Source organism: Paraburkholderia dipogonis (genome assembly GCF_042680985.1).
In the GTDB taxonomy this organism is placed as follows: Bacteria; Pseudomonadota; Gammaproteobacteria; order Burkholderiales; family Burkholderiaceae; genus Paraburkholderia; species Paraburkholderia phytofirmans.
Window position 1 is genome coordinate 19,988 of sequence record NZ_JBHUFR010000029.1, and the last position, 12,547, is coordinate 32,534.

Genomic DNA, 12,547 nt, shown 5'->3' on the forward strand with positions numbered 1-12,547 from the left:
CATTCAGGAATCAACTCCGGAAAGTGGCGTTACGGCCAGCGTTGGAGTGCATATGGCAATGCCAGTTGCACGTGGATGTATCGGGGATGCTAAAACTTCGGACGAGAGCGGGCGGCCCAGTCTTCGAGATCCATGTGTGGGAGCTTCATCTTCTATCCCGTGAAATATTGCTGCACGCGGCAGGCGACGAAAATACACTCGCTACGCCTCAGGGTCTCTTTCAGATGATCAACCACATTCGTCGGATCAGCGAAGGGACCTCGGAGCGCACGATCAGCTCTGGTGACGATGCGATGCGCGCGTTGCATACATTGATCCACCAGCAGGCTCGCTGGCAATATCCGCAAGACGAGGCCCGTATGTTCCGAGCCTTTCATATCTACAGCGATCCCGAGTTGGCGCCTATTTTTGAGCGGGTAACGGATCTCTCGGTGAGAGAGATGTTTTTTCTAGCGATGGGCATCGCTGGCGCGGGCAAGAAAAAGGTGGTTACCAGCACGGCACAGGATTACTCGGCGTTCGGCGTAACCCACGAGGCGCGCGACAAATTCTTCAAGATGGCTGGTACAACCCTGACTGAGATTCGTCGAAATATCGAAGCATTGCAGCGCGACGATGAGGGCTGGGCATTCACATGGAACCCGATGGAAGCCACTCCCCTGATCAACCTGGACGATCATCAGACACCTATCTACTGGCATCCCTTCCCTGAATTTCTGCTTCGGCGCGTTACCGAAGGACTCTTCTATGATCTCGGCAAGGGGAAAAGCCAACTCGGGATCGAGTTTGGCAATGAATACGGACGAGCTTTCGAGCGTTACGTACTGCGTGTCCTATTTGAGATCTTCGATTTGGGGCGGTTTTCCGTCACGGGCGAGCAGCCTTACGAAGTTTCCGGAAATATGCGACATGGCGTGGATGCGATCGTAAGCGACACCACGGGAAACATATTTATCGAGTCTAAGACGCGCCGGATGAAGCAAGGGGCCAAGGAAACAGCGGAGGGATCAACGCTTGAGAAATCGCTCGATGAGCTTGCTGAAGCCGTCGTCCAGTTATACGAAAACATCGATGATGCGATTAATGGGCTCTCGAAATGGACCCCCAACGGGCGACCTATCTATCCCTTCGTCGTAACCTACGAGGACTGGTATTTGTTCGCTCCACAGGTATTCGAGCTCCTCAACGAGTGCGTGAGGCGGCGACTCGAAGAAGCTCAACTTCCCTCAAGCCTAACTGAGACGATGCCGTTTTTCGTCACGTCTATTGGCGAGTTCGAAATAGCCGGACAGGACATTGCCCGTCTGGGTGTCGAGCGTTTCTGCGCCGCCGGCACGCTCAGTGAGCATCGACATTTTAAACTCAGTATGTTGGCAGAGACGACTTTCGCGGACGAAAACATCATCCACCGACGTTTGCTCGAAAACAGTTGGAACGAGATTTTCCCCGAGATGCAAGCCTGGGCTGGCATGGCCGGGCAGACCGAAGGTTGGTGGACTACACCCGCAGGCTAGATAAGATAACAGGTGTGTTGAGTCTCGCGCCCACCCGCTTTGTTTCCGGCAGTCGCAAGTTCGAAAGTGAGATCGCGAACGATATGGTGAGCGTCCGTTTACTGAACGAAGCCGCCATCTGAGCGGCCGACCATTGGTCCGGACGAATGACGCTTGATGGCCGACTTACCCCTCTCGACTAACGGCGAATCCCGGCAATCAACTGTCTTTTGATAAATTGCGGAAGGCGTCCACAGTCTGGATCCTCGGCGTGCCCGGGCGTCGGGTGACGGGCGCCCGTGGCACGACATCGAGTAGAGTTCACCCATAGTTTATTGCGCCATAGACCCGGCCCGTTGTCGCGCGCACTGCCGCAACCAGGCCGTCCAGAAAACGTGCGTTGTCCGCCGGGCAGTCCCGGTCGAGCGCCGCAACCGCGCACATGATCGCGCGCACCGGCGTGGCACTCCATTCGATGCGGGTCGTCCGACGCCCCTTTCAGAACAGCGACGCCTGACGCGGATCGCGCGCGGGCGGTCGCGAAGCGGTGGCCGCCTTGCGACTGCGTGCGGACGCGCGCCGCTGTGCGACGCGGCGTAAATGCGCGATCAGGAACACGCTCTGCATGCTCACCGTAAGCGTGAGTGCAAAGAATCCGATGTCGCCCGGCATGCCCGGACGGTATGCGCGCAGCGACGGCCGCAGCGCAAGACGCCGGGCGCGGGCGATTAACTGGCTGCGGCTCATCCCGGGCCAGCAGTCAGCCATGAACTGGCGGACGGTGGCAGGCAGTGACTCGGGGGCGACGTCGCCGGGCAACGCCAGGGCAACGAGTTCAAATGCATCAGCCATCGTGGGACAGCGCTCCTTCTCCAACGTCGTGCGAAGCAGACTGGCGAACACTGCTGCCTGCGGGCTTGCGAGCCCGTATCTGCCATCAGGTTCGTATCCTGCCACAAGTCGCGACAGGAATACCGCCGGTATCCATGCCTGACCATTCACCATGGTTTGCGCCACCGCCTTCATGTAGGAGGCGCCAATGCCTGCAACCGCTTCCTGTCTCCACGCACGACTAACCCCGCGCTGGGCGACGCCAACAAGATCGAGGCGTTACTCTGAATCGCCACCTGATTGGACGTGGCACCGGTGCGAGCCCTCCATCTGGCGAGCGCATGCGACGGGACGCACGAAATCTGAAAGTTGCAATCCGCAAAAGGTGAGCTAGAATCAGGTGCATTCTTCACCAAAGGATCGCTCACCATGCAAATGGAAAGCTGGGTAGGAGCAATCGAGCGTGAATGGCATCAGTTGCGCCGCGCCGACCCTACACTGGATGTTGAAAAGTTTTCCCGTCACGTCATTGCGGCAAACAAGACGGGCTTCCTGTCGCCAGAGTCGCTGGCCGCCATCGCCAATGCCCTTCTCACCAGCACGCTCAATCGCGCGCCGCATCTGGGCCGCTGGTTGCTGGAGCGCATCGGCGCGAACCGGCATCCAGCCTGGCGGATGGCAATGGCCATTTCGCTGGTCACACCAACGGGAGGCGAGGCAGACCTTGAGAGAGGTAATGCGATTTTTGAAGACGTGATGAAGGATGAGACCGCGGACGGCCATCTTCGCGGCATGGCCGCCGCCGCGCTGGCCGATAGTGCACGGCTCGGGCGGGGCATGCAGGAGGACGTGAGCCGCGCGCTCTGGCTCTACGAGCAGGCCATCAAACTGGGCCACAAGGCATCGGCACACAATCTCGGGCTTTTCTGGGAGGGCGCGTGGGGTGCAGAAGACAGGAGCGGTATCCCGGACCGCACGAAGGCCATACAGAACTATCGGCGCGGTGGAGATGACATACGTTGCCAACGCCGTCTGGCAGCGCTGCGGTGAAGCAATCCGACCGCCTGCCAGTCGAGCCGGGGGAAGAAGTCAGGAGGTGCAAACGCGTTGCGCGTGGTCGCAGATATGTGCCGGCAGGCAAACTGATGCCGCATTTGCCGGCGCCCGAATTGAAACAGTCAGTTCTGTAAGTCGCCAGAACCTCACGCTTCGCGGGGCGCATTCATGACGACACAAACCGAGTACTGTCGGCACGCCCTCCCCCTGGGACTGGCATCATGGACTGGCGACATCCGGCACCCGACGCACGCCCTGGTCAATGGATAACGGCGAGGTTGCGGAGGAGAGAGGGTCCGCCGAGGATGCCATTTTGGTATGGGTTTGATAGGAGGGGGGCGAATCTATCCGCCAAACGCCCCACCAAAGCTTATGAGCCTTCCAGCACCACAACGTTGCCATCGGCCCACGGCCAGAACGTCGAGTGGCAAAGGTCTTGAATCTGAGGCACGGTCATTGAAGTGCCATCAATACGCGTGCCGTTCACCGTTACGCTGTCGAAAAGGAACTTAGGCTCGAGATTCAAGCAGTCCTTCTTGCCAAGTCCCTTGGCGGTGATCGAATAGCCCATACCGTGTACGCCATTTTTGTCCACCGCTGCGAACGAGAGCTTGGACCGATCCAGCGTCCCTGTGAGCGGCTTCGCGATTCCAAACGAGTCAGCGGTCGCGTCAGATAGACTGGCGAACCGGTCGCCAGACTGAATGCCGTAGACCTTGAGTTGCGCCGCTACTGTTTGAGCATCGGCGAGCGTGAAAACGGACCGCTGACTCTCATAACCCAAATAGCCACTGTACGCAGCGACCAGCGCCGGAATAAGGCCAAACCACCAAGGAGAATCCATTCGTCAGAGCTCGCGAGTGTTGTTTCCCTTGTTTACGGCGTGTGCTGAAGAAACTGAAGTCGAGATCTGGTACGCGGCGCACACGCTCTAGCGTGCAGGCGCGATCAAATCGCCGCGCTAGCGAGCTCATACCAGCGGTTCCAATATCCTGTGTTTGGTGGAGGCAGTAGGTTTGAAACCGGCTGAAGGCAGCCCACTTTGCAGGCCGCCGGCCAATCTCAAGCTTCACCATTAGCCAAGGTGTCCTTTGGTTCGGTGGGAGGTGGCGCAGCCTTTCTTTTCCTCGTTTTGCGCTTCTCAGGCGGATTGTTCTGCTCCTCGGCCAGCTTGATCCCGGCCCGTATCAGCGCTATGCAATCCTCCCATGTGCAGCTCGCCGTTATCGATGCGACAAATTCTATGGAGCCGCACGCGTCTTCGAGCGCGGCCTCCTGCGCATCGAAAATTGTCTGCCATTAATGCCTCAAAAACCGCCTTCTGAGCGCGCTCGATCTCCGCCTCGACCGATTCTCGATGGATTTCGATGGCGGCAGAGCTTGTATATGGAGCAATTGGTTCGTTTGCCATATAAGGTTGGACGCTGAAGATAAACGGGAGACGGATCCATATGAGCCGTTACTTGAATCGAGACGAACTGGCTGAACTGGTGGGTTGCAAGCCGCGGAGCCTAGCATGCATGAAACGATGGCTCGCCCGAAACGGGTGGGTCTATGCCGTCAACATCGCTGGGCTGCCGCTTGTCGCACGCGAGTACTACGAAGCCAGAATGTATGGCACCCTCGCCAAAGCTGACGTCAACATCCCTGAACAAGAGCCCAATTTTGCCGCGCTTGACGCGATCGCCCGGCCGCGCAAAGGTACGCGGCTGTGAGGTATCAACCCGCTGCAAACCGGCCTCGACGTCGACGGTCTGATCAACAATTCGCTGGCGTTATTAGCTCAGCAGGGTTCGCGTCTCGTCGACCATGACCCGACGCAGGTCATCGATGAGCGCCCGGATCTGATCTCCGCTAGTCTCAGGCAAACCGAGGCGCTCGACAACCTGGTCTGGCAACCTGTCGAGCCCCTTCCCAAGCCGCTCCAGCATTGTGGTCAGGGCCTGCCGCATCTGCTCAGCGACGACCAGCTCGCCACGATCGCGGCGCAGCTTGTCCTCGAGACTCTCCGCCCTTCGTGATGCGAGGGCGCGCATTGTTTGAATGCAGGTCCTCACGAAATGCAAGGTGACGGGATCACGGCGGCAATTGGCTAACAGGCTTTCCTGATCGATACCAGCAATGCGATTCAGCAAGGTGCTGTGTGTGCTTCTGTAGCGCTTCGGAGGTTGGCAGGCACATGTGCCGCTGACGATGTGAGCGCGAATAATGATTAGCACTAGAAATCATTTCGGCCTGAAGAAATCCAGCCGGTCTCTTTTGCCTGGCTGACTGCGGAAGTGGCCCATTTCCTGATCATCGACGGATCAACCGCCGGCGGGAGCTTTGACGCGGAACGTGAGAGAGCCGGCGAATCGGTCTTTTATCGCCTGCCTGATATCTGAAGGTTTACCGTGATCGGCGGAAGGGAGACGATGGGTTGCCTTACAGGTCGAACTTAACCAGACCGCGGCTCGAAAATGCAGAGACAGACGCAGTACCGCACTATGGCCTGGCTCTCCGCGCGTGTTTTCGCCCCACGGTGTCGTTGACGCGTCAAATGCCAGCATCGCCTCATCTATAATCGCAGGGTCAGCAAACCAATGATCGCAGGAGCCCTACTTTATGAGTCAACCCCGCGGAGGATATGCGGGATCCCAGGACAGCGGCCAGCGCAAATCTCGTCACGCGAAGCAATCTCAGCCTAGCCGGCAGAGATCACCGTACGTCAACGCGCCTGCTCGAGACTCCGCCCAGACTGCCTCCATTTTCAAGACACGATCGTTCCAGTTTCTGGTCGATACGGTGGGTGCAGAGAATATCGCCCTGGGACTTGGATCGAACATGGCGCGGGTGGCCGAACTGGCGAAGGGCGAGAGGTTCACGCCCGAGACCGCCTTTCACATGGAAACCACGCTTGGGTTACCTCACGGTTTCTTTGACCAGCCCAATCCGGCGCTCGCGGCTGAAACCATCGCCCGCCTGAAATCACCGCTCGATTTTGTTCCGACCGACGACGAACCAGAAGCCGTGTCGGAAACACCCATGCCGCCTTCCGTCCTGAACGGCGGCCAGCAACCATTTCTTGAAGACAGTTTGTCCGGGGAAGCGCAGATGCCGAAGAAAGCAACGGGCGGGTCGCCCAAGGCTGTCAGGAATAGTCGAAACCAGATGGCCGAACCGCCTGCTCCTCAGGCGCCGCGAAAGGGCGCGCCCTCGAAGCACAGGACATCGCCTGGAACAACCCAGCAGCAAGCGCTGGCATTAGACGACAGCGCCGCGGTCGAGGCCATCCGGCGCGCGAACCTCCACATTCTCACGGGTCGCAACGGATCGAAAGCAAGACTGGGTGTAGTCATGGCGATGAGCGGATCCAACATGGCCCATCGGCTATATGGCAAGAAACGCCTGGACGGTGTTGAAGCAAACCGTTTCACGGAACGACTTGGTTTGCCAGCTGGCTGGCTGGACACGCCGCACTTGGAAGCCGAAATTCCGGAGTCGGTGTCGCGTTTGCTCACGCCTGCTGCGCGCGGTCGTGCATCCGTTGAACAGCACGAGCCGCTCGCGGCCACAACGAAGGATGGCGTGCCAGAGAAACCCGTCGATGCGAAGGCGCACACGGGGCGCGCGCGGGCGGGCGTCCGGACCGGTCCGGAAAGCTCCCCACCTGCTTCGGCGGATGTCGCAGCAGAAAAAAAACCGGTAGTCGCCAGCCAGCAGGATCATGCTAGCGATGCCCCTGACGTGCTCGCGGGTCGCTCACCAGAAGAAGGTGATGGCGAACACCCGGCAGCCGCACCGGCAACCGAGGAGTCGCTCCCAGTCGCTGCAATCCCGCAGCAATCCCCGGTGTCGCTCCCCGCTTCCGTGACCAGCCTGGACAATCTTCACGGTATCGCGCCGATCGCGGAAGCCTTGCTCAAGACGCTGGCAGGTAAGGCACGCACGGGTCGGCTGGACGAACTGAAGGCGCTGGAGCTTTTGCAGCAGGCAGTCCTGTTGTGAATGGGTCGTAGCGCGCCACGACCTGTTCTGCAATGACGCATGAAGCGCATCGGGGTAGCCTGGCCCCGGCGCGCGCGAAGCATCGCCCTGCCCTCTGACCGGCGGTGAGATTCCGTCCTCCCGGACAACGCAACGCGCCGAAGCCCGGGTTGGCGGCTCAACGATCGAGAAATTGCCGCAGCTTGTCGGCCCGACCCGGGTGCATCAGTTTTCGCATCGCCTTGCTTTCGATCTGCCGGATCCGTTCACGCGTCAGATCAAACTGTTTGCCAAGCTCCTCGAGCGTATAGTCAGACGCGGTATCGATCCCGAAACGCATCCGCAGCACCTTTGCTTCACGCGGCGACAGCGCATCGAGCGCCTCATCGATCGCGGCGCGCAGGTTTGCCTGTACGGCTGCATCCGCGGGCGATGCCGCCATCGGATCTTCAATCATATCGCCCAGCGTCGCGTCGGCGTCCTCGCCCACCGGCGTCTCGAGCGACACGGGTTGCCTCGCGACCTTCAACATGCCGCGAACCTTCTCTTCCGGCAGTTCCATGCGCTGCGCGAGCGTCGCAGGATGAGCCTCGTGTCCGGTCTGCTGCAGGATCTCGCGTGAAATCCGGTTGAGCTTGTTGATCGACTCGATCATATGCACTGGCACGCGAATCGTGCGCGCCTGACGTAGGACGTAAAAAATCTGTCACCGGTCCTCCCCAGCAACCGGGGCAAGAACGCGCGCATATTGACACTTTTATTGCCCTTTGAATCGGCATGAAAGTGTCAACTCACGTATGTCCGTATTAAATTTGCCAACTCGCGTCCTACACTTCGAATCCCGTCCGTAGGAGCCCGACCTCATGGCGGATACCCTTCAGGTAACCAGGCCGATCGCGCTTGGACGTCCACGCGGCGCACACCGATTCGAAGCCTTCAGCCCCAAGCTCGCGCGACGCGTCATGTTCTACCGTCGTGCGTTGCTTGAACAATGGTTACTGCTCGAGGCGAACCCGAAGGTGATCACCTTCTGCGAGCGACCGGGCTATGTGCAGATCAACGAAGAGCGTCACCTCGTCGATTTCTGGGTGCGCTACGTTGATCGAGAGGAGTTGGTTGTACTAATCGAACCGCTTCGGAAATGCAATGTAGATGGCTCATGCGCCGAGCATGACGCTTGCAACGCAGCGGTCCGGGTTGTTGCATCGGCTGAACTCGCCGCGGCGCGTGCGTGGACGGACAACTGGCAGCGCATCCTCCCCTACCTTGTTGCGAACCGGGGTCTCGTGCCGGCAACGTTACCGCCCGCCATCATGCAATTCGTGGAGGAGCCACGGCGACTGCTCGATATCGAGCGCGAGTTCCAGACCAGCGAACCGGTGATCGTTCGCGCTGCCCTGTTCAGCCTGCTCCACACCGGTCGCGTCAGCGCGTCGGCACTTCAGACGCAACCGCTGTCGCTGCTCACCTCCTTCACAGCGTTAGAGGCAACATCATGAGTCGCCGCAAGCCGGAGTTGCAGGCAATCGATGTCAACGCATGGCCCACTGTCGCCCATACCGAACTCGACGAGCCAGTCCGCCGCAAGTTCGAGGCACGTCGGCAGGCCATATTGCGCTATATCGCTGGCGAACCGATCAGGGCCATCGAGAAGTCGACACACTTCAATCGCCGGCAGCTGTACCGCTGGCTTGAGCGCGCCCAGACCGTTCACCCTGACGGCCGCCCTTTCGGCTTTCGGGCGCTCATCCACTATGCGCGCATCGCAGAATATGCGCGAGTGCGTGACGTGCAGGTGCGCGGCGAGCGCGGCAGCCGCGGTGCTGCCGGAGCGCTCACGCAGCTGCTTGAACGCTACCCGACGTTGACGGGGTGGCTGCTGCTTCAGCTAAAACAACGCAAGGTATGGCTTGAGCAGGTCCATTCTGACGGGCACCTCCGCACGCGTCTGCGCGGCCTGCAGTCTCTACACGACAATTTCCTGCGCCAATGCCGCTCAGTCGGCTTGACCGCGGCCGACTACCCGCTGAACACGGCAGACCACGCGATTCGTTCGCTTTCGCGAAGGGTGAAGGCGGAGATGCTGGGAAGCTTTGGCTCGGCTGCACGCTCCGCGGGCGCCACGCATCTCAAAGGCCTGCCGCGTGTTGACGACTCTGGTCCACCCGCAGCGGTCCGACCATACCAGGTCGTCGAGTTCGATGGCCACCGGCTGGACGTCCGTCTGAAGGTGGTCGTGCGCGATCCGCTGGGTTTCACGCACGAATTCGAGATGGAAAGAGTATGGCTGCTGGTGATCATCGACGTTTGCACGCGTACCGTGATCGGATATCACATCACTTTAGCAAGGGAATATGGCCGCTACGACGTCATCAAGACTATCGAGAATGCACTGACGCCTCATCGCCCGCGAACGTTCACAATACCTGGCCTCACGTACGGACCACACGACGGCTTTCCGTCAGGGCGCTTGCCCGAACTGGCCTATGTGACCTGGGAGTGGATCAGGCTCGACAACGCGAAGGCCAACCTCGCAAACGAGACGATGACGGCGTTGTGCGAATTCGTCGGCTGCCTCGCTGATGCCGGCCCGAAACACAGCCCGGACGAGCGGCCCTATATCGAACGCTTCTTCGGCACGATTGCCAGCCGGCTGTCTTCACGTTTGCCGGGATACACCGGTTCGCACATACGGGACCTTCGCCGGGCGCTCTCGGATCCCAGGGGCGATCTGCGTCTCTACGTCTCACTCGATGAACTGGCGGAACTCGTTGAGTACGCCATTTCAGGCTACAACGGCACACCGCACCGGGGGCTCAACAACGCGACTCCGCTGGAGGCGATGGAGTACTTCGTGCGGGGCCGCGAAACGATGCTCGTCTGGCTAGCCGAACACCAGCGAAGGACGCTCTGCCTGATGCAGTCGGCACGGCAGTGCCGCGTACGCGCCTACCTGCAACAGGGCGTGCGTCCGCACATCAACCTGTATGGCGTGCGCTACACAAACCATGTCCTTGCAACGAGTGCGCACCTCATCGGTCAGCAACTGCTGATCTACATGAATGCCGACGACCTGCGCTCCGTGCGGGCTTTCCTGGCTGACGGCATGGAGCTGGGCGTACTCGAGGCGCAAGGCGCGTGGCGTGTGGTGCCACACAACCTCAAACTTCGTCAGCAGATTCTCAGGCAACCGGGCAGGCGGCGACGCAACGCTAACCTCGGTCTCAACCCGATTGAAGCCTACGTCGACGAGAAGATGAGGCAGGCAAAGAAGACCCGCAAGGCTGCGACGGAGCTCGCTCATGCGACGCGACTGCTCGGTTCGGCACCGACTGTTCGCACTCCCGTCGGTCCGCCCCGCCCTTCCGGGACAGATAGCGTCAAACCGGCTACGGCACGAGAGATGGAGGCGCAGGCGGCCACGGTCAGCGAGCTTGCTCCACGCACGTCAGTTCGGCCGCGAAAGCTTTCGATCGGCACCGGTCAGGTGTTTTAACTCCGCTGTTCAAGCTGCGAGGTATGTCATGTCGCTTCAGATTCCGCGTCCGGTCGATCCATCGCTGCACCCACTCGTCACCGGCAATTATCGTCTTGCCACCCCGGCGATCGAGGCGTTCTACGAACTCGTCACACGCTGCCTGCGCTACCGCATCATGGGCGCGCTGATCTATGGGCCGTCGCGGGTTGGTAAAACGCGGGCCATCGAATACGTTCGGCTCCTGCTCGCGCGTCAGTACCCGAAGATAACGACCTACCATGCGCAGTGCGAGCACAAGCCGCGGCATGCAGAAGGTCCCTTCTTCGCGAATCTGCTGGAGGCGGTAGGCGATCACGCACCGAACGCCGGTACCAGTTCGGCCAAGCGCTCCCGCCTGTCGCTGCGTATTCGCGAGGCAGCCGCACGTTCAGGAAGCAATGCCGTACTCCTGTTCTGTGACGAAGCCCAAAGGTATAACGAAAACGAGTACGAATGGTTGCGAGACGTGCACGACGTGCTTGATCGCCAGCAGATCAAGCTCTTCACGTTTCTCGTCGGGCAGGAGGAACTACTCGCGCAGAAGACCGCGTTGCAGATCGCGCGCAAGACGCAGATCGTTGCGCGCCTCATGGTCGACGAACTCGCGTTCTACGGTATCCGCAATGCCCACGATGTAGCCACGTGCCTGAATGGTTACGATCAGACTGCTTACCCGGAGGGCACTCCATGGAGCTTCACACGTTTTTACGTGCCAGAGGCGTTTGACGCCGGCTATCGTCTCGTCAGTGACGCCGCGCTGTTATGGCAGACGTTCGAGGCTGCGCATCGTAAGGCAAGCTTGCCCGGCAGCCTTGAGATTCCGATGGAATCGTTCGCACGCGCCGTCGAGATCGTACTCAAGGAAAGCGAGGTCAAGGATGCACCGGGTTACTGCCCCGAGGCAGTCTTGTGGACCCACGCCGTTCATCATTGCGGCTATATCCAGTCCCGCCATGCCACCGGACGCGTCCTCGCCACAGCCTAGCTGCGAAGTGCTCAAGGCACTCCGCTTCCCTATCCTGACATTTGACGAGTGGCAGACCAGGCGACCGCCGCGCGGCGGATTCAACGTTGATTGGCTCATGCCAGGCGAATCCCTCGTCTCGATCCTGTGGAAATTCGCCTGCGCCAACACATTGCCAGGCGATATGCTGATCCACCTGATATGCCCCGATGCTGATCCACTCGAGGGCGTGATCCCGCTGCGAAGCACGCTCGACCCCAATCACCTTCGCCGACTGCTTCGACTACCTGTGCACGTGTTGCGCACATCGTTGCTCGACAGGACGCGGGGCGACCGGTACCACGCGGCTTTCAGGTATTGCCGGCAATGCGCGGCTCACGGCTACCATAGTGTGCTGCATCAGCTTGCGGAAGAGGATCGCTGTGCGGCCCATCGGCAAGAACTCCGCACGCGCTGTCCGCAATGCCACCGGGAGAGTCCGTTCATTATCAACAGCGCCGTGATCGAAGCGCCATTCCGCTGCGTCTGGTGTCGATCACACTTTTGCTATGGGCTCCTCCCGGTCCGTTCGACGAAGTCCGCGATGCGACGGCGGGACCGCCTCGCGATCCAGGATCGAGTGCTTCTACGACTAGGCCGTGATGCCCCGGGTGTGTCGAGCGGGTAATCGCCGCATTTCGGTGCCCGCCGCGGGGTGGCAAACTGCCACCTTTTGCCGAC

At 60.0% G+C, this 12,547-nt stretch carries 10 protein-coding genes and 1 pseudogene; 7 read left to right on the forward strand and 4 right to left on the reverse strand.

What is annotated here, in order from left to right; genetic code table 11:
* The first annotated feature begins 86 nt into the window (after positions 1 to 86).
* Entirely contained in the window at positions 87 to 1,514 is a 1,428-nt protein-coding gene (locus tag ACFSNN_RS31850; RefSeq protein WP_377779205.1) for a hypothetical protein, read from the forward strand.
* A 477-nt stretch (positions 1,515 to 1,991) separates the two neighbouring features.
* Here ACFSNN_RS31850 and ACFSNN_RS31855 read toward each other — a convergent pair whose 3' ends face one another.
* Positions 1,992 to 2,519 (reverse strand): hypothetical protein, encoded by a 528-nt coding sequence (locus ACFSNN_RS31855; protein WP_244323235.1) that lies wholly within the window; start codon positions 2,517 to 2,519, stop codon positions 1,992 to 1,994.
* Between the two features lie 234 nt (positions 2,520 to 2,753).
* Here ACFSNN_RS31855 and ACFSNN_RS31860 point away from each other — a divergent pair, with 234 nt between their 5' ends.
* Positions 2,754 to 3,374, forward strand: a complete 621-nt coding sequence (locus ACFSNN_RS31860; RefSeq protein ID WP_134466133.1) for an SEL1-like repeat protein — start codon at positions 2,754 to 2,756, stop codon at positions 3,372 to 3,374.
* Positions 3,375 to 3,750: 376 nt separating this feature from the next.
* On the opposite strand, the gene ACFSNN_RS31865 is transcribed toward ACFSNN_RS31860, so the two are convergent.
* A complete protein-coding gene (locus ACFSNN_RS31865; protein WP_134466134.1) occupies positions 3,751 to 4,224 on the reverse strand; it encodes a hypothetical protein in 474 nt (157 codons plus the stop codon).
* A gap of 607 nt (positions 4,225 to 4,831) precedes the next feature.
* Between ACFSNN_RS31865 and ACFSNN_RS31870 the strand changes: the two genes are divergently transcribed.
* Positions 4,832 to 5,095, forward strand: coding sequence for a DUF4224 domain-containing protein (locus ACFSNN_RS31870; RefSeq protein ID WP_134466135.1), 264 nt, complete (start codon positions 4,832 to 4,834; stop codon positions 5,093 to 5,095).
* 63 nt (positions 5,096 to 5,158) lie between these two features.
* Here the strand turns inward: ACFSNN_RS31870 and ACFSNN_RS31875 are convergent, their stop codons facing one another.
* Positions 5,159 to 5,599 (reverse strand): hypothetical protein, encoded by a 441-nt coding sequence (locus ACFSNN_RS31875; protein ID WP_377779206.1) that lies wholly within the window; start codon positions 5,597 to 5,599, stop codon positions 5,159 to 5,161.
* Positions 5,600 to 5,984: 385 nt separating this feature from the next.
* Between ACFSNN_RS31875 and ACFSNN_RS31880 the strand changes: the two genes are divergently transcribed.
* On the forward strand, positions 5,985 to 7,367 hold the full coding sequence (locus ACFSNN_RS31880) for a hypothetical protein (protein ID WP_134466137.1): 1,383 nt from the start codon (positions 5,985 to 5,987) through the stop codon (positions 7,365 to 7,367).
* 157 nt (positions 7,368 to 7,524) lie between these two features.
* Here ACFSNN_RS31880 and ACFSNN_RS31885 read toward each other — a convergent pair.
* Positions 7,525 to 8,031 (reverse strand): annotated as a pseudogene (locus tag ACFSNN_RS31885) (sigma-70 family RNA polymerase sigma factor); the annotation flags it as partial.
* Positions 8,032 to 8,209: 178 nt separating this feature from the next.
* On the opposite strand from ACFSNN_RS31885, the gene ACFSNN_RS31890 reads away from it, so the two are divergent.
* From ACFSNN_RS31890 to ACFSNN_RS31900, 3 genes are read left to right on the forward strand one after another with little or no spacing between them, the layout of a single operon-like run.
* Positions 8,210 to 8,845 carry a hypothetical protein gene (locus tag ACFSNN_RS31890; protein WP_134466138.1) on the forward strand — a complete coding sequence of 212 codons (636 nt, stop codon included), beginning with the start codon at positions 8,210 to 8,212 and terminating at the stop codon, positions 8,843 to 8,845.
* A complete protein-coding gene (locus ACFSNN_RS31895) occupies positions 8,842 to 10,842 on the forward strand; it encodes an integrase core domain-containing protein (RefSeq protein WP_134466139.1) in 2,001 nt (666 codons plus the stop codon). The genes ACFSNN_RS31890 and ACFSNN_RS31895 overlap by 4 nt, the downstream gene beginning before the upstream one ends.
* A gap of 28 nt (positions 10,843 to 10,870) precedes the next feature.
* The gene (locus ACFSNN_RS31900) at positions 10,871 to 11,848 is read left to right on the forward strand and encodes an AAA family ATPase (RefSeq protein ID WP_134466140.1); all 978 of its coding nucleotides are present in this window, start codon (positions 10,871 to 10,873) and stop codon (positions 11,846 to 11,848) included.
* Positions 11,849 to 12,547 lie beyond the last annotated feature (699 nt).